12 protein-coding genes and 1 pseudogene are annotated in these 16,762 nt (G+C 45.3%); 9 read left to right on the top strand and 4 right to left on the bottom strand.

The window, feature by feature from the left end:
• Window positions 1-104 precede the first annotated feature (104 nt).
• Together sstT and BN3261_RS12430 are read right to left on the bottom strand one after the other, a co-directional pair.
• Window positions 105-1,313, bottom strand: coding sequence for a serine/threonine transporter SstT (sstT, locus tag BN3261_RS12435; RefSeq protein ID WP_059086414.1), 1,209 nt, complete (start codon window positions 1,311-1,313; stop codon window positions 105-107).
• Between the two features lie 235 nt (window positions 1,314-1,548).
• Window positions 1,549-2,904, bottom strand: a complete 1,356-nt coding sequence (locus BN3261_RS12430; protein WP_059086413.1) for an MATE family efflux transporter — start codon at window positions 2,902-2,904, stop codon at window positions 1,549-1,551.
• A gap of 238 nt (window positions 2,905-3,142) precedes the next feature.
• On the opposite strand from BN3261_RS12430, the pseudogene BN3261_RS12425 reads away from it, so the two are divergent.
• A pseudogene (locus BN3261_RS12425) lies at window positions 3,143-4,297 on the top strand (FprA family A-type flavoprotein); the annotation flags it as partial.
• Window positions 4,298-4,403: 106 nt separating this feature from the next.
• On the opposite strand, the gene BN3261_RS12420 reads toward BN3261_RS12425, so the two are convergent.
• Both BN3261_RS12420 and BN3261_RS12415 read right to left on the bottom strand, forming a co-directional pair.
• The gene (locus tag BN3261_RS12420; RefSeq protein WP_059086411.1) at window positions 4,404-6,239 is read right to left on the bottom strand and encodes an amylosucrase; all 1,836 of its coding nucleotides are present in this window, start codon (window positions 6,237-6,239) and stop codon (window positions 4,404-4,406) included.
• 161 nt (window positions 6,240-6,400) lie between these two features.
• The gene (locus BN3261_RS12415; RefSeq protein ID WP_059086410.1) at window positions 6,401-7,429 is read right to left on the bottom strand and encodes a LacI family DNA-binding transcriptional regulator; all 1,029 of its coding nucleotides are present in this window, start codon (window positions 7,427-7,429) and stop codon (window positions 6,401-6,403) included.
• A gap of 297 nt (window positions 7,430-7,726) precedes the next feature.
• On the opposite strand from BN3261_RS12415, the gene BN3261_RS12410 reads away from it, so the two are divergent.
• The 8 genes from BN3261_RS12410 to queC all read left to right on the top strand — a co-directional run bounded on the left by BN3261_RS12410 (window position 7,727) and on the right by queC (window position 16,753).
• Window positions 7,727-8,665 carry an ABC transporter permease gene (locus tag BN3261_RS12410; protein WP_015526649.1) on the top strand — a complete coding sequence of 313 codons (939 nt, stop codon included), beginning with the start codon at window positions 7,727-7,729 and terminating at the stop codon, window positions 8,663-8,665.
• 11 nt (window positions 8,666-8,676) lie between these two features.
• The gene (locus BN3261_RS12405; RefSeq protein ID WP_015526648.1) at window positions 8,677-9,573 is read left to right on the top strand and encodes a carbohydrate ABC transporter permease; all 897 of its coding nucleotides are present in this window, start codon (window positions 8,677-8,679) and stop codon (window positions 9,571-9,573) included.
• A gap of 70 nt (window positions 9,574-9,643) precedes the next feature.
• Window positions 9,644-11,275 carry a type 2 periplasmic-binding domain-containing protein gene (locus BN3261_RS12400; RefSeq protein ID WP_412667932.1) on the top strand — a complete coding sequence of 544 codons (1,632 nt, stop codon included), beginning with the start codon at window positions 9,644-9,646 and terminating at the stop codon, window positions 11,273-11,275.
• 52 nt (window positions 11,276-11,327) lie between these two features.
• Complete coding sequence (locus BN3261_RS12395; RefSeq protein ID WP_059086409.1) at window positions 11,328-12,851, top strand: glycoside hydrolase family 32 protein; 1,524 nt, start codon at window positions 11,328-11,330, stop codon at window positions 12,849-12,851.
• A gap of 122 nt (window positions 12,852-12,973) precedes the next feature.
• Window positions 12,974-14,629, top strand: coding sequence for a YecA family protein (locus BN3261_RS12390; RefSeq protein ID WP_059086408.1), 1,656 nt, complete (start codon window positions 12,974-12,976; stop codon window positions 14,627-14,629).
• 273 nt (window positions 14,630-14,902) lie between these two features.
• The gene (gene queD, locus BN3261_RS12385) at window positions 14,903-15,352 is read left to right on the top strand and encodes a 6-carboxytetrahydropterin synthase QueD (RefSeq protein ID WP_059086407.1); all 450 of its coding nucleotides are present in this window, start codon (window positions 14,903-14,905) and stop codon (window positions 15,350-15,352) included.
• The gene (gene queE / locus BN3261_RS12380; protein ID WP_059086406.1) at window positions 15,349-16,017 is read left to right on the top strand and encodes a putative 7-carboxy-7-deazaguanine synthase QueE; all 669 of its coding nucleotides are present in this window, start codon (window positions 15,349-15,351) and stop codon (window positions 16,015-16,017) included. Before queD ends, queE begins: the two co-directional genes overlap by 4 nt.
• Window positions 16,018-16,036: 19 nt before the next feature.
• Window positions 16,037-16,753 carry a 7-cyano-7-deazaguanine synthase QueC gene (gene queC / locus BN3261_RS12375; RefSeq protein WP_256164017.1) on the top strand — a complete coding sequence of 239 codons (717 nt, stop codon included), beginning with the start codon at window positions 16,037-16,039 and terminating at the stop codon, window positions 16,751-16,753.
• Window positions 16,754-16,762 lie beyond the last annotated feature (9 nt).

Raw genomic sequence — 16,762 nt, 5'->3', positions numbered from 1 at the left:
AAAGGAGCAGATTTTCCAAATACGGAAGATCTGCTCTTTTTAACCGAATCAAGGGAGTTCCCTGTTTCAATTACGAATATCCGCCTGACGGTTTATAAGTGTGATCATTTATTCTTTCTGATCCTGCAGGCGCATGCTGTGTAAAGTACGTCTGTGGAAGAGTTCAGTGCTGTCTCACAGGAATCCTGGATCACGCCTACGATGAAACCGACACCAACTACCTGCATGGCAACATCATTGGGGATTCCGAAAAGGCTGCAGGCCATCGGGATCAGAAGAAGAGAACCGCCGGCAACTCCGGAAGCACCAGCCGCACTTGCAGCAGCCAGGATGCAGAGGATCAGAGCGGTCGGGAAGTCTACGCTGATACCGAGTGTATGTGCAGCTGCCAGAGCCATGATGGAAATGGTGATCGCTGCACCACCCATGTTGATGGTCGCACCAAGAGGGATGGAGATGGAGTAGGTATCCTCATCAAGTCCGAGATCCTTGCACAGCTCCATGTTTACCGGAATGTTGGCGGCAGAGCTTCTTGTGAAGAATGCTGTGATACCACTGTCCTTCAGGCAGCGCAGAACCAGCGGATATGGATTCCGGCGTGTGCAGATGAAAGTAATGATCGGGTTGATCACCAGTGCGACAAAGAGCATGGTTCCCACCAGTACACAGATCAGACGGCCATAGCTTAACAGTACACTAAGTCCCTGCTCGGAGATGGTTGTGAAGATCAGGCCCATGATACCAAATGGAGCAAGGCTGATGATCCATCTTACGGCTGTGGAGGTTGCATCGGAAATGTTTTCGATGACAGTCTTGGTAGTTTCACTTGCGGCCTTCAGTGCGATACCGAAGATGATGGCCCATGCAAGGATACCGATATAGTTGGCGTTGACAAGTGCGTCAACCGGGTTGGAAACAATGTTCATCAGAAGGTTTTTGAGGACCTCTGCAACACCGCTTGGCGGAGTGACGTCGGAAGTATTTGTACTTTCGGAAAAAGTCAGCATGATCGGGAACAGGCGGCTGGAGATCACAGCTGCCAGTGCTGAGAGTATATTTCCCAGAAGATAAAGTACAACAACGAATTTCATGTTTGTTTTCTGGCCTTTTCCCATGTGGCACAGAGAGCTCATTACCAGGAAGAACACCAGAAGCGGAGCAATTCCACGAAGAGCACCGACGAACAGATCACCGAGAATGGAGATCACAGATGCCTGAGGGATCGCAAGTCCGAGAATGATACCAACGATCAGACCACAGATGATGCGCTTGATCAGGTTGATGCTGTTCCATTTTTGAATCAGTTTTTTCATAACTAGTTTCCTCTTTCCTATTGTGTGAGTGTGCTAAAAAAATGCTGAGCCGCAAAGCAACGATCCAGTGTAAAGGGCGGATCGTTCTAAGCCGGTATTACTGCATCGCGTAAAAGCACAACAGGATAATTATATACAATTATGTCCGCCTTGTAAAGACAAATGTACATAAAACGCGAGAAAGATATAAAAAGCGCCAGATCAATGCTTCGTCTGGCGCTATATATTTGAAGTATCAGGTCCGAATTTTCCGGAAGCTTACAGCAAAGAACAGAACCTCCGCAAAGCCTGTAATTCCCCATGAGAAAATATACAGGAGATAAAGTGAGGAAATGGTTTGGAAGTGTGCGAACACCGTATAGAACCAGATGACACGGAATACACAGGATCCCAGAATGATGATGATGGTCGGTGGGATACTTTTTCCGATGCCACGGGAAGCGGCGATACTGCAATCCATAAAACAGCTGAAGGCATAGCTGAAGCCCATGATCCGGATCCTCTCCATGCCGGCATCGATGACTGCCGGTTCTGTGGCAAACAGTGACAGAAACTGCGGACCGAAAACAAGAAGCAGTCCACCAAGGATCGCGCCTGCGATGAAGGCATAGGTAAGGCTGATCCCATAAGTTTTCAGCATACGTTTTTTATTTCCGGCACCCCAGTTCTGACCGATGAAGCTTGCGCATGCAGTATAGAAAGCAAACATGACGTTGTAGATCAGAGAGTCTGCATTTGCGGCAGCGGCATTTCCGGAAACCGTGACTGCATCGAAGGAGTTGACACCGGCCTGTACGAACAGATTTGCAATGGCAAAAATCCCATTCTGCAGACCTGTGGGAATACCAAGAAGCAGTACTGCTTTACAGGCCTTCGGGTGAAGACGGAGCTTACGCAGGGATACCCTGCATTCGTCTTTTCTCCGAAGGAGGTGGATCATTACCAGCGCTGCGGAGATATACAGTGCGATCGCGCTGGCAGTTGCCACACCTGCGGCGGCCATATGACAGACGATAACGAAAAACAGGTTCAGAAGAACGTTGATCACTCCGGCAATGGAAAGATAGATCAGCGGTCGCTTCGTATCGCCGCGGGCACTTAATACGCCGTTACCGAAATTGTATACAGCCATGGCCGGCATACCCAGAGCATAAATCTTCATATATAAAACAGCCTGGTCCATCAGCTCCGGTTTCGTATTCATCATGGACAGCATCTGTCCGGAAAACAGAAGACAGACGACACAGACCAGAAGTCCTGCGATGGCACAGAGAAGAAGAGATGTATGAATCGTTTCTTCGGTACCTTTTCTGTTTTCGGCACCCAGCTCGTGTGCTACACGAACATTGACTCCGGCGCCCATGCCGATCAGGATTCCGGTAAATAAAGTGACCAGCAGAGTTGTGGAACCCACAGCTCCAAGTGCCATGTAATCTGCAAATCGCCCTACAACCGCAACATCACTTAAATTAAAAAGAACCTCCAACACCTGGGACCCCATCAGGGGAAGGCTAAAGAGGAGGATATTTTTCCAGAGAGAGCCGGAGGTCATCTCAATGGAAGACGTTTTCTTTTTTTCATTTTCACACATAGTTTACCTCATAAAAATTATAAAAAATTCCTTCATCCAAGGTATACAATACTATGTTGGAATAGGTTTGTAAAGAGGGGAAAATAGTTCTTTTACCAGGCGCAGAGGTTTGTTTTTATTTATAGATTCTACATTGATTTCAGTACGAACAATGATATAATAAATGAGAGCAATAAGAAAGTATTTTCAGAAATATTGGAAATATAAAATACAGCAGACCAAGGAGGAACTCAATACAATGAAAATCGGAAATGATATTTATTATGTAGGAGTAAACGATCATCAGGTAGACCTGTTTGAGGGACAGTATGTAGTGCCAAACGGAATGTCCTACAACTCCTATGTGATCAAAGATGAGAAGATCGCAGTTATGGACACTGTAGATGCCGGCTTCACAGAAGAGTGGCTGGGAAAAGTTGCAGAGGTTCTGGATGGTGCGAAACCGGATTATCTTGTAGTCCAGCATATGGAGCCGGACCATGCAGCAAATATTGAGAATTTCATGAAAGCATACCCGGATACAACTGTTGTTGCCAACACAAAGACCTTTACCATGATGGAGAATTTCTTCCGTGGAATGGATCTGGAAGGAAAGAAACATATTGTAGCCAACGGTGACATCCTGACACTTGGAAAACACGTCCTTACCTTTGTATTTGCACCGATGGTTCACTGGCCGGAGGTTATGGTTACATATGACAGCACAGACAAAGTTCTGTTTTCCGCAGACGGCTTTGGCAAATTCGGAGCTCTTGATGTAGAAGAGGACTGGGACTGCGAAGCACGTCGCTACTATATCGGAATCGTCGGAAAATACGGTCCGCAGGTACAGAAGCTTCTCAAGGCAGCAGCAACTCTTGATATCCAGACCATCTGCCCGCTTCACGGACCGATCCTTACCGAAAATCTTGGACATTATTTGGAGAAATATGATATCTGGTCTTCTTATAAAGTAGAGAGTGAAGGAGTAATGATCGCCTACACATCTGTATACGGACATACAAAGAAAGCAGCAGAGCTTCTTGCACAGAAGCTGGAGGAAAAGGGCTGCCCGAAGGTTGTTGTCTGCGATCTTGCAAGAGAAGACATGGCAGAGGCAGTGGAGGATGCTTTCCGCTACGGCAAGCTGGTACTGGCCAGCATTACATACAACGGAGAAGCATTCCCGTTTATGCGTACATTCATCGAGAACCTGACAGAGCGTAATTACCAGAACCGCACCATCGGCCTCATTGAGAACGGAAGCTGGGCACCGACTGCAGCTAAAGTCATGAAAGGAATGTTCGAGAAGAGTAAAAATATCACATGGCTTGAGAACAATGTAAAGATCATGTCCTCCCTCAGCGATGAGAATGTGGCAGAGATCGATGCAATGGCAGAGGAGCTCTGCAAGTAATTTCTGAATACCAGAACAGCTTATAAAAAATAAAGATATAACATAATAAAAAGACGTGGACCCGTAAGACCACGTCTTTTTTATTTACCGAGCAACAGTTACGTTACATCCTCTTACACCACATAAATCCATAAGCCGGAAGCTCCACGTCCTTAAGCTCCAGTGTCTGGTCAGTGATCAGATCGCGGAAGGTTCCTTCCTCCTGCATCCAGGCAGTTTTTTCACTGTCACTGAAATTGAAGATTCCGATGAAACGTTCGTTTCCTTTCTGGCGGAGGATGCAGAGAATGCTGTCATCATGAACATCGTATGTATATACATCACAGTCCTTATCAAAAACAGATTCCTGGCTGCGGATCTGCTCCATGCGGCTAAGAGTCTGGAAGATCTGTCCCTCAACGGAGGATTTGGAGTTTCTTTTTTCGGCAAGCTCCCACTGGAAAGCACCACGGTGGATATAGCGGGAATCTGCAGCCTTATCCGGATCCTCTTTATAGGAATAATCATTGAGACGTCCGATTTCATCGGAGCTGTAAAGCATCGGGATCCCGGACTGGGTAAGCATATATGCGTGAAGCATCAGATCCTCGCGGATACCCCTTTTCAGCTTCTCGTCATCTTTTTCAAAAAGAGCAGCCTCGATCCCGCACATGGAAGCAGTAGTTCCGCAGAAACGAGCATCCTGAGTTACCGGGTCATCATTATAGAGCTCTCCGCGGCTGTCGCTTCCCGGGTGCTTTCCTGTAAAGAAATCATTCAGGTAACGCTTATGAGATGGCTCATCCATGCCCCAGTCTTTCAGAGTGGCGAAATCAAGTCCCCAGCCGATATCGTCATGGCAGCGGAGATAATTCAGGAAGGTGTACTGCTTCGGAAGGCTGTTTACAATATCCATCTGTTTTTTCAGAAGTCGGATATCACGAGTGGCAATGCTGTTCCAGGTTGTAGCCATGGTTGTTACATTGTAAAGCATATGGCATTCCGGTTTCTCTACGGTTCCGAAATAGGGAACAACCTTCTCCGGCTCCATAACGACCTCACCCAGAAGTACGACACTTGGGCAGACGATCTCGGCGATCATACGCATCATACGAACGATCGTATGCACCTGCTTCAGGTTACGGCAAGGAGTTCCCAGTTCCTTCCAGATATACGGAACCGCATCGATACGGATCACGTCCATTCCCTGGTTTGCAAGGAAGAGGAAGTTGTACATCATCTCATTGAAAACACGGGGATTGCCGTAGTTCAGATCCCACTGGTACGGATAAAAGGTAGTCATGACATAGTGACCGATATCCGGAAGCCAAGTAAAGTTCCCCGGAGCAGTGGTTGGGAATACCTGTGGTACGGTCTTTTCGTACTCGTCCGGGATCTCACGGTTGTTGTAGAAGAAGTAACGGCTCATATATTCGCCGTCACCCTGGCGTGCTTTTTTGGCCCACTCATGATCCTCGGAAGTGTGGTTCATAACAAAATCCATACACAGGTTCATTCCGTTTTTGTGGCATTTATCTGCAAGGGCAGCCAGGTCCTTCATAGTACCAAGGTCCGGGCGGACTTTGCGGAAGTCGGCTACTGCGTAACCACCGTCGGAACGGCCCTTCGGGGTATCCAGGAACGGCATTAGATGAAGGCAGTTCACGTTGCATTCCTTGAGATATGGAAGCTTGGCAGAAACTCCCTTGATGTTGCCGGCAAAATTGTCAATGTAGAGCATCATGCCAAGCATATCCTTCTGGCGGAACCAGTCCGGATTTTTTTCTCTTTCCAGGTCGCGGTTTTTGAGCGCGCGGCGGCGTGCTGTAAAATACTGGTACATCTGGTCGCAGAGCTCTGCAAACATATCGTCATTGTGATAAAGCTCTGTGTACAGCCATCGAAGCTCGTCGTGATGATGGTTTAAACGTTCCTGAAAAATTTCCTGATCTTTTTTCATGATTTCCTCCCTGAATAGATATTTATAGATGCCGGGAAACCTGTAAAATATTTCCCGGCGGTAATGGTTATCTGACATTTTTCCACAGAATTATAGCATGAAGTTTCCGGTACATGAATATACGGGTTGTTATGGAATATGGAAAAATGTTGTAAGTATTTTCAGTCTCCGGTTGTCTGTCGTCGTATCAGAACCGGAGTGATCTTTTTGTGGATCGGTTTTTGAAGCGGTGCCGGTTTTCTTTTCTTCATTTCGTTCATCTGTTCCACAAGCAGTTCCATGGTAGTCTGTGCGATCACATCAATCTGCTGTCCAATAGTAGTGATCGGAATGATGGACTCCGCAGCAATGGGTGAATTATCGAATCCGATGATCTGATATTCATCCGGCAGACAGTTGTATTTCTGGAAGATCAGATTGAGAAATATATTTGCGTAAGTATCATTGGATAAAAATATGCCTTTTTTCTGACCGGAATATTTACTGTCAATATCCTGAAAGATCACACGCATCTGTTCAAAAAGCTCCTGATAGGAATCACCGGAAACATTAAGGTTCAGTTCATAAGGAACATGATATTCCCGGCATGTTTCCTCAAAGGCACGGATACGGTCATAAGCCGGAATATTCTCAGGTACATGGACATTGATGTGGATCAGTACATCACACTGATTACGTATCAGCAGAGAAGTAGCCTGCATGCCGCCCATGTAATTGTCTGTTGTAACGCTGCATATATGTTCTGCTTCACGTTCAATGGCGATCACAGGAATATTATAGGAAGCCAGTTTTTCAGAGGAAAGAGTATGGCTGAGAACAATAAGTCCTTCAATCTTATAAGCCATCAGCTCGTCCAGATACTGCATTTCTTTCTCCGGGCCGCCATCACTGACAAAAACCAGAAATTTGTAATGATAATCGGAGTAACTTCGAAGAAGCTGTGTCAGCATTTCGGAATAATAATGAAGATAAAGGTTCGGGACAATGATCCCTACAAATTCGCTTTTTCCATTGGCAAGAACCCTGGCAAGCTTGTTTTTTCTGTAGCCGAGCTCATCAAGGGCTTTTGCGATCTTTTCCTGATTTTCCAGGGTCAGAGAATCCGGATGATTGAAATATCTGGAGATCGTAGTCTTGGAAAAACCAGTGTATTCTGCAATATCGGCAAATGTTACCTGTTTTTTAGCCATAAAAAAATAGTCTCCTTTTAACAGCAGAAAGTTATGGTACGGAATGCAGATGTGATCATATAAGAGAAATCTGCAGACCGTACAAGATAATTGGATTGATGTAATTAAGTATAACAATACAGACGTTAAATAGCAATAAAAAAATAACCAGTTAAGTTACCGGTAACTTTTCTTGAATAAATTAACAAAAAAGGTTGACAGAAGCTATGTCATATAGTAGTATCAAATTATAAAGTAACCGGTTACTTTACCGGTTACTAAACAAGAACGAAAGAACAAAAAAGGGAGGAAAAGAGAATGAAAAAAGGTTCTGCGAAAGCTGTTCCGGCAGGAAAAAGAACTGCTGCAGAAAAGCTTCAGTATGTGAAAAAGAACTGGCAGCTGTATGTGTTTTTTCTGCTGCCTGCACTTCTTCTGACGATCATCTTCAAATACGTGCCCATGGGTGGCGTACTGATCGCTTTTGAGGACTACAATGTCATTGATGGTGTATTTGGAAGCAAATGGGTAGGACTGGAATACTTCCGGAGATTTCTGGCATCACCGGATTTTATGAATTATCTTGTGAACACTCTGAAACTGAGTATTTACGGACTACTGTGGGGATTTCCGATTCCGATCATCCTGGCACTTCTTCTGAATCAGATCCGGAGAGCTGGGATCAGGAAAAAAATTCAGCTTCTGATCTATGCGCCGAATTTTATTTCCGTTATCGTACTCTGTGGTATGGTTCGTATGTTTCTTTCACCGGTAGGTCCGCTGAATAAACTGATCGGTTCCGATGCCAACTGGATGACTATGCCGGCAGCATTTCGTACCATTTACATAGCCAGCGGAATCTGGCAGACAGCCGGATGGGCATCCATTATGTATACTGCAGCACTTGCCAATGCAAGTAAGGATCTGGAAGAGGCAGCAGTGGTGGATGGTGCAAATATCCTGCAGCAGATCTGGTATGTACAGCTTCCGGCTATTAAAAACATCATTGTGATCCAGTTTATCCTTCAGGCCGGAAATATTATGAGCATTGGTTTTGAAAAAGCATATGCACTGCAGACAGATATGAACCTTCCTGCATCTGAGATTCTTTCTACTTATGTATACAGAATCGGTCTTCTGAATGGAGATTATGGATATTCTACAGCAGTGGGGCTGTTTAATTCAGTGATCAATGTAATTCTTTTGATCTTTGTAAACTGGGTAGTCAAGAAACTGAATGACGGAGAGGGATTATAGGAGGTGCTGTTATGGCAAAAGCAAAGAAAAAGAAATATTCGGCATCTGATAAAGCCATTTTAGGAATCGGATACGTACTTCTGGGTGCATTTGTACTTTCCATTCTGGTTCCGCTTTTATATGTTGTGATCGCATCCTTTATGGATCCGAATGTGCTGAACAGCCAGGGGATCAGCTTTGATGTGCGGAAGTGGACGATCGATGCGTACCGCAGAGTTCTTGAAAATAATATGATCTGGAGAGGCTTTGCAAACTCATTTTTTTATTCCCTGGTGTTTACCATTATTTCAGTTCTGGTAACTCTGCTGGCAGCATATCCAATGTCCAAGAAAGAATTTGTGGGAAGAAATTTCTTCAATGTTATTTTTCTCATTACCATGTTTTTCGGTGGAGGAATGATCCCGACTTTTATCCTGATCAATCAGTTGCATCTGGTAAATACAATCTGGGCAATCCTGCTTCCGGGTGCGTTTAATGTCTGGAACATGATCCTTGCCAGAACCTATTATCAGTCTATCCCCAAGGAACTCAGAGAGGCATCTGCCATTGACGGTGCCACGGAAATCGAGCATTTTTTCAAGATTATGATGCCGGTATGCAAACCGATCATCGCAGTGCTTGCACTGTGGTCCTTTGTAGGAATGTGGAACAGTTATTTTGACGCTATGATTTATTTGAATGATGCGAAACTGCAGCCATTGCAGCTGGTACTTCGTTCCATCCTTGTACAGAATACACCGCAGCCCGGAATGATCGCAGATATCCAGAGTACTGCACAGATGGCAAAGGTAGCGGAACTTCTGAAATATGCTACGATCATTGTATCAAGTTTACCGCTTCTGATCATGTATCCATTCTTCCAGAAATATTTTGACCAGGGCATTATGGTTGGTTCTGTAAAAGGCTGATGACAGGAGGTTGATAATGATGAAAAAAAGAATGAAAGCATTATTGGCAATCGGGCTTTCTGCAATTATAATGGTATGCAGTGCCGGATGTGGAAATGGAAAAGAACACATGAAAGCAGAAACAGATCCGGATATCCCGGTGGAAGATGTGTCCTTTCCTCTGAAAGAAAAAGCAGAGCTGTCTTTTATTACCAGTGCACCTGCAACATCTACACAGGAACCTAATGAAAGAACGATTTTTAAAAGACTGGAAAAGCAGACCAATGTCCACATTGACTGGACCTGTTTTGTATCGGATCAGTTTGATGACAAAAAAAATCTGGCGCTGGCACAGTTCGGAAATCTTCCGGATGGACTTTTTAACGCAGGGATGAGTGATTATGATCTTCTTCGTTATGCCAAACAGGGAATCATTATTCCGGTAGAAAATCTCATTGATAAATACATGCCGAATCTTAAGGCTGTATTTGAAAAATACCCGGAATACAGAACAATGTGTACAGCACCGGACGGACATATTTATTCTTTCCCATGGATCGAGCAGCTTGGTGCGGGGAAAGAAGCCATTCAGGCAATTGGAGATATTCCCTACATTAATAAAAAATGGCTGGATTATCTGAAGCTGGACGTTCCGACTACAACTGAGGAACTGGAACAGGTTCTGGTCGCTTTCCGCGACAATGCAGATAAACTGGAAAAGAAATTCAACATTGAGGGTGGTGTGATCCCGATGTCCTTTATCATCAATAATGGTGATCAGGATCCTGCAATTCTCATCAACGGATTCGGAGAAGGATATGGTGACACCGGTGATCATTTTGCAGTAAAAGATGATGGAACCGTTATTTATACAACTGTACAGGAAGGCTATAAAGAAGGTATTCAGTGGCTCCATCAGCTGGTAGAAGAAAAGCTGGTGGATCCGGAGGCTTTTACCCAGGAATGGTCAACTTATGTTGCAAAAGGTAAGAACCACAGATATGGTCTGTGTTTCACCTGGGATATTGCAAATATTGATAACAATGAAGATTATGTAATGCTCCCGGCGCTGGCCGGTCCGGATGGTCTTGTAAATATCACAAGACAGAATAACAGTGAAACCAGTGGCTTTGACAGAGGACGTTGCGTTCTGACTACAAGCTGTCGGAATACGGCACTGGCAGCAGCATGGATCGATCAGATGTATGCACCGATCCAGTCTCCGCAGAATAACTGGGGTACTTACGGGGAAAAAGATTCATTTAATATCTTTGAGATGTCCGAGAATGCAGAAGGTGGTCAGATGCTGAAACATATGGATCTGGGAGATGCATCTCCGGTAGAGGTTCGTGAAGCACAGTCTGTAAACGGACCGTTGGCAATACTTAACGAGTATTACGATGTATATGTAACAGAGCCGGCAGATGCAAAATGGCGTCTCGACAATATGCATGAAACATATCTTAAGGATATGAACAGTAAATATGTGTATCCGAATGTATTTATGAGTATTGATGATACCAATAAGGTATCTCAGTACGACACAGATATCAAGAAGTATGCGGAACAGAAAAAAGCAGACTGGATCCTGAATGGCGGCATCGATAAAGAATGGGATTCCTATCTGAAAAAGATGGAGCAGTATGGACTGTCTGATTATCTGGCAATCAAACAGAAATATTTTGACCAGTATCAGAAGTCTCTTAGTGAGACAGAGAAATAAAAACAGAAAAAGATACCGGTCAGAAACATAAAAAGGAAAGAGAGAGCAGAGTATGAGTGAAAAACTTGAAAAAGCACGTCTTTATGAAATAGAGGAAGCAAAAAATATCCCGCAGGAAGAGAAACCGGCCTTTCATGTATCTGCACCGGTTGGCTGGATCAATGATCCCAATGGATTTTCTGTTTTTAAAGGAAAGGTACATCTTTTTTACCAGTATCATCCTTACAGCCGTGACTGGGGCCCTATGCACTGGGGCCACAGTGTGACGGAGGATATGATCAGATGGGAGCAGCTTCCTACAGCGCTTGCACCGGATCAGGAATATGATCGAGAGGGATGCTTTTCCGGAAGTGCTATTGAAGCGGATGGAAAACAGGCTTTGATCTACACAGGAGTTACAACAGAAAAGCTGCCGGATGGAAAAGAAGAAGTCCGGCAGAATCAGTGCCTTGCCTGGGGTGACGGAAAAGATTATGTAAAGGCAGAGAAAAATCCGGTAGTCACCGGGGATATGCTTCCGGAGAAATGCAGCAGAGTTGATTTCCGTGATCCGAAGGTATGGGAAGATAACGGAACATACCATATGCTCGTAGGATGCCGCAGCGAAGAAATTCCTGGACAGGTAGTTCTGTTTTCCAGTAAAGATCTGAAAGAATGGAAATTTGAAACAATTCTTGCGGAGAACTCCACAGGAGAAATCGGTGTTATGTGGGAATGCCCCGATTTCTTTCCGCTCGGGGATAAACATGTGCTGATCTGTTCTCCGCAGCATATGCGGGCAAAAGGGTATGAGTTTCATAATGGACATAATTCCCTATATTTTACGGGAGATTATGACAGCGAAAAACATACATTTGAAAAAGACGCACCGGTAAGTCTGGACTACGGACTTGATTTTTATGCGCCGCAGACAACCCTTCTTCCAGATGGAAGAAGAGTGATGATCGCCTGGATGAAATCCTGGGATAGCTGTGTGATCAAGGAAAAGCAGAGATGGCAGGGAATGATGACTCTTCCGAGAGAGCTGGAATATCGTGACGGAAAGATCTGGCAGAAGCCGGTCCGAGAAATTGAGAATTATCGGAAAAACCGTTGCTGTTATGAGAATGTAAAAGTGGGTGAGAGCTTAAGCCTTGAAGGCGTCCGTGGCCGAATGATCGATCTGACTGTGGAACTGCAGAACGCAGATGGCATCATGGATGGAAGCAGGAACTCCGGAAATCCAAATCAGGAAGCATTGGATGTGTACAATGAGTTCCGGATCGAGCTTGCACGCAATGAAGAATATACAACGGTCTTTACCTATGATCGAAAAAGACAGATACTGGAGATCGACAGAACCTGGAGCGGGGTGCAGCGTGATGTTGTATGTACAAGAAAGCTCCAGATCACAGATGACAGACAAAATCTGAAGCTGCGTTTTATCCTGGATCGAAGCTCCATAGAGCTTTTTATCAATGATGGAAGCAAAACTGCGACTACCGTGATCCCAACACCAGTGGAAGCAGATGAGATCCTGTTTCACAGTGACGGAAATGCTGTGATCCAGGTTGAGAAATATGATATTGTGTTGTAGAAGCCTCTCAAATATTGACAATTTCTCTATTTTTGTATAACATAGGGGAAGTTGCTTACGCCGGATCAGGAGTTATTCGTATCTCCTGATCCGGCATATATTTACAGGAGAGGAACACAGGAATGTTTTATCAGTTAAAAATCACAAGAAAAGGAACGAAACCGCCGGTATGGAGACGTTGTACTGTTGCGGCTGACGTTACATTTGCAAATATGGCAGCCATGCTTGAAAAACTGGTTCAGTATCCGGCAGGCAGCCTATATGAGATTGAATTTTTTCAGAAAAAAGTACAGATCCGTGAGAACGGTGACGGAGAAGCGAAGAATAATTTCACATTATTAAATGCAGGCGAGACAGAGACTGCAGAGCTTATGGATTCCGAGAAATGGTTTACCTTCCGTCAGTATGGCGCGGATAAGGAAGCTCCGGAATACAGAGTTGATATTGAGAAGAAAGACGAGGGAACAGCAGAAGCTCCTTCTATTGTAAAAGAAGTAAAGGGTGAGGATGATCCGTACTGGACAGAGGCACCGGAGCTGGGATGCACTGCAGCAGTTGAGACAGAGGCGGAAACAGCCAAAGCATCGGAAGACATTGCTGCAACAGTAGCAGCAGTAGAGGCAGCAGCCAGAGCTGCAAAAGCAGATGAGGCAGCCACAGGCAGCAGAAGAAATCCTACAGTAAAAGATTTCCTCATGTCCTATCGTAAAGAAGACCTTCTCAGCATTGCAGGTGAGCTTGGACTTCACTGCAGGGGAATGGAGCAGGAAGAGATCGCCGCAAAGGTTGCCGCAGAGGTTCTTAAACCGGAGGTTATGAAAGCAAGCTTCCTCGTAGCAGACGATCAGGAAGTACTGGCTTTTGAGGCGGCTATTCAGAGAAAATGCTTCCATGTTGCAGAGGATGAGTGGAATACATTAGAGTGGCTGAACGATATGGGCTACCTTGTTTCCTACAGTGATGATTACGCAGAAGTTCCGGCAGAGGTTGCAGCTGTTTACGACCAGATCAATACACCGGAATTCCGGACACTTCGCAGCCAGGTAAACTGGCTGAAGGATTGCCTTATTATGGTAAGCTATCTGTATGTATCTGCACCGGCAAAGACCGTATATGAGATGTTTAAGCAGAGAAAAGGCTTTGACATCGGATATGACAGCTTCATCGAGCTGTATCATACCATTCCGGAGAAGGCCTGTATCTGTGAGCTTGCGGGGGATCAGCTGATCCTGAAATCCGCACTGGTCAATAACATCTACAAGGATATCGAGAGACGTCAGGGTGGACGGAAATTCTATATTCCGTCTGTAGATGAGATCCTGGATTATTCCGAAAACGGGTATCCGACAAAATCTGCTTCTTACCAGAGACTGGGCAGATTCCTGCTGGATGAGATGAAGGTTTCCGATGCAGTGAAGGATCAGGTACTGTTCTTTATTTACAAAGAATGCTCCATGGATGGCAGAATGTCAGCGATCATGGAAAACCTGAACCAGAAGGGGATCCAGTTTAACGATGAGCAGCTTGAGAAATTTACAAAGCTGATCATGGAGGCAAACAATAACACAAGAATGCTGGAATTCCGCGGTTACACACCGAATGAGATCTCAGGAGCAGTATGGCCGTTTGCCACAGGCAAGCCGCACACTGCAATGCCGAACAGCTTTGTGCCGACAGCAATGCCGATGCAGCCGGCATCTGCAAGAAAAATCTACCCGAACGATCCGTGTCCGTGCGGAAGCGGTAAGAAATATAAGAAGTGCTGCGGAAGAAGATAGTTCCGCAGGAAATTCACAGAGGTTCCGGAGCTGATACAGCTGAGCTTTTGAGATAGTATCGCCGGGATATCATACAAATTAAATATAAGACAGTTCGTTTGTACCATCCTGTCTATAAATAAAACCAGGGCTGAAGAAGATGTGAGAATCAGGGCAGACTCGTGGCGGGTCTGCCCTTTTTTTACTTTAACTGGATCAAGGCCGGGAATCCCGGTTTTTTTTATTTATGGAAATATTCGGGTGGTGTGACAGATCCAGAAGGAGGAAAAATTTATGTATCAGTTAAAAACAGAAGCAGATTTTGATTCTGCACATTTTCTGTCCGGTTACACCGGCAAATGTTCCAATATCCATGGCCATCGCTGGCATGTGGAGATTGAGATCGAAAGCCGAAAGCTGGAGAAAAACGGCCAGGAGCGAGGGATGCTGGTAGACTTCGGAGATCTGAAAAAGGATCTGAAGGAGCTGGCAGATTCCATGGATCACACACTGATCTATGAAGAAAAAACATTACGTCCGAAAACCCTGGAAGCACTGGATGAAGAAGGCTTTCATCTGGTGAAGGTTCCCTTTCGCCCTACAGCAGAGAATTTTTCAGAGTATTTTTTCAGAAAAATGAAAGAAAAGGGCTATCCTGTAAAAAGAGCTGTTGTTTACGAAACACCAAATAACTGTGCAGCTTACCGGGAAACGGAAGAAGAAACGGAGGCGGTATGGCTATGAGTACCTATCAGGTTGTAGAGAAATTTGTCAGCATCAACGGAGAGGGCAGACGGGCAGGAGAGCTTGCCGCTTTTATCCGGTTTAAGGGCTGCAATCTTCAGTGCAGCTATTGTGATACCAGCTGGGCAAATGAGCCGGGATGTGAGAGTGAAAGGCTGACAGAAGAAGAGATCCTTTCCTGGATCCGTGAAACAGGCGTAAAAAATGTGACACTTACAGGCGGGGAACCACTTTTACGGAAAGGCATGGAGGAGCTGATCGAGGCAATCCTGGAGGATCCATCCCAGCGGGTGGAGATTGAGACCAATGGAAGCGTAGATCTGAAGCCTTATCATATATTAAAAAAACGTCCGTCCTTTACCATGGATTATAAAGCACCGGACAGCGGCATGGAAAAAGAGATGCTCCTTTCCAATCTGGAGCTTCTGGGCAGTGAGGATACGCTGAAATTCGTGGTCAGCAGCCGCAGAGATATGGAAAAAGCTCTGGAAATCCTGGAAAAGTACAGGCTGGTCGGAAAAACGGCAGTTTATTTCAGCCCTGTTTTCGGCAGGATCCAGCCGGTGGAGATCGTGGATTTCCTTATGGAAAAAAAGCTCAACGATGTAAAGCTTCAGATCCAGCTTCATAAGGTGATCTGGGACCCGCAGAAACGTGGAGTATGACAGGAAAACATATCACAATATAACAAGAAATACCGCAGAAAAGGAGAACGCTATGAAAGCACTTGTACTTGCAAGCGGCGGTGTGGATTCCACCACCTGCCTGGGGCTTGCCGTAAACAAATATGGAAAAGAGAATGTAATTGCATTAACAGTAGCTTACGGACAGAAGCACACAAAAGAAATCGAGGCTGCCAGAAAAACAGCAGAATATTACGGAGTGGAGCATCTTTATCTGGATCTGGAGCCGATCTTCCGGTACAGTGACTGTTCGCTTCTGAAGCATTCAGACAGAGAGATCCCGCACGAAAGCTATGCAGAGCAGCTGAAGGAAACCGATGGCTCACCGGTTTCAACCTATGTGCCGTTCCGGAACGGATTGTTTCTTTCTTCGGCAGCAAGTATTGCGCTGTCAAAAAACTGCAGTGTGATCTATTACGGAGCACATGCGGATGATGCAGCCGGAAATGCATATCCGGACTGTAGCAGTGCGTTTCACAATGCGATCAACGAGGCAATCTATCAGGGAAGCGGCGGCCAGCTGAAGGTTGAGGCGCCTTTTGTCAGCTGCACAAAGGCAGAGGTCGTAAAAACCGGCCTGGAGCTGAATGTTCCTTATGAACTGACCTGGAGCTGTTACGAAGGCGGCGAAAAGCCCTGCGGTGTGTGTGGAACCTGTATTGACAGAGCAGAGGCATTCCGGCTCAATGGAGTGAAGGATCCGGCACTTGACAGATAGATCGGATCA

Origin of the sequence: Blautia massiliensis (ex Durand et al. 2017) (genome assembly GCF_001487165.1) — a bacterium.
Classification (GTDB): Bacteria; Bacillota; Clostridia; order Lachnospirales; family Lachnospiraceae; genus Blautia_A; species Blautia_A fusiformis.
Note: the sequence above shows the minus strand (reverse complement) of the source record. Positions and strands in the feature narration are given on the sequence as shown.

Excerpts from the sequence above, each read along its gene's own strand:
- queD (WP_059086407.1), top strand. The coding sequence starts at position 14,903 with ATGTATCAGTTAAAAACAGAAGCAGATTTTGATTCTGCACATTTTCTG.
- BN3261_RS12410 (WP_015526649.1), top strand. The coding sequence starts at position 7,727 with ATGAAAAAAGGTTCTGCGAAAGCTGTTCCGGCAGGAAAAAGAACTGCT.
- sstT (WP_059086414.1), bottom strand. The coding sequence starts at position 1,313 with ATGAAAAAACTGATTCAAAAATGGAACAGCATCAACCTGATCAAGCGC.
- BN3261_RS12430 (WP_059086413.1), bottom strand. The coding sequence starts at position 2,904 with ATGTGTGAAAATGAAAAAAAGAAAACGTCTTCCATTGAGATGACCTCC.
- BN3261_RS12415 (WP_059086410.1), bottom strand. The coding sequence starts at position 7,429 with ATGGCTAAAAAACAGGTAACATTTGCCGATATTGCAGAATACACTGGT.
- BN3261_RS12400 (WP_412667932.1), top strand. The coding sequence starts at position 9,644 with ATGGTATGCAGTGCCGGATGTGGAAATGGAAAAGAACACATGAAAGCA.
- BN3261_RS12390 (WP_059086408.1), top strand. The coding sequence starts at position 12,974 with ATGTTTTATCAGTTAAAAATCACAAGAAAAGGAACGAAACCGCCGGTA.
- BN3261_RS12420 (WP_059086411.1), bottom strand. The coding sequence starts at position 6,239 with ATGAAAAAAGATCAGGAAATTTTTCAGGAACGTTTAAACCATCATCAC.
- BN3261_RS12405 (WP_015526648.1), top strand. The coding sequence starts at position 8,677 with ATGGCAAAAGCAAAGAAAAAGAAATATTCGGCATCTGATAAAGCCATT.
- BN3261_RS12395 (WP_059086409.1), top strand. The coding sequence starts at position 11,328 with ATGAGTGAAAAACTTGAAAAAGCACGTCTTTATGAAATAGAGGAAGCA.
- queE (WP_059086406.1), top strand. The coding sequence starts at position 15,349 with ATGAGTACCTATCAGGTTGTAGAGAAATTTGTCAGCATCAACGGAGAG.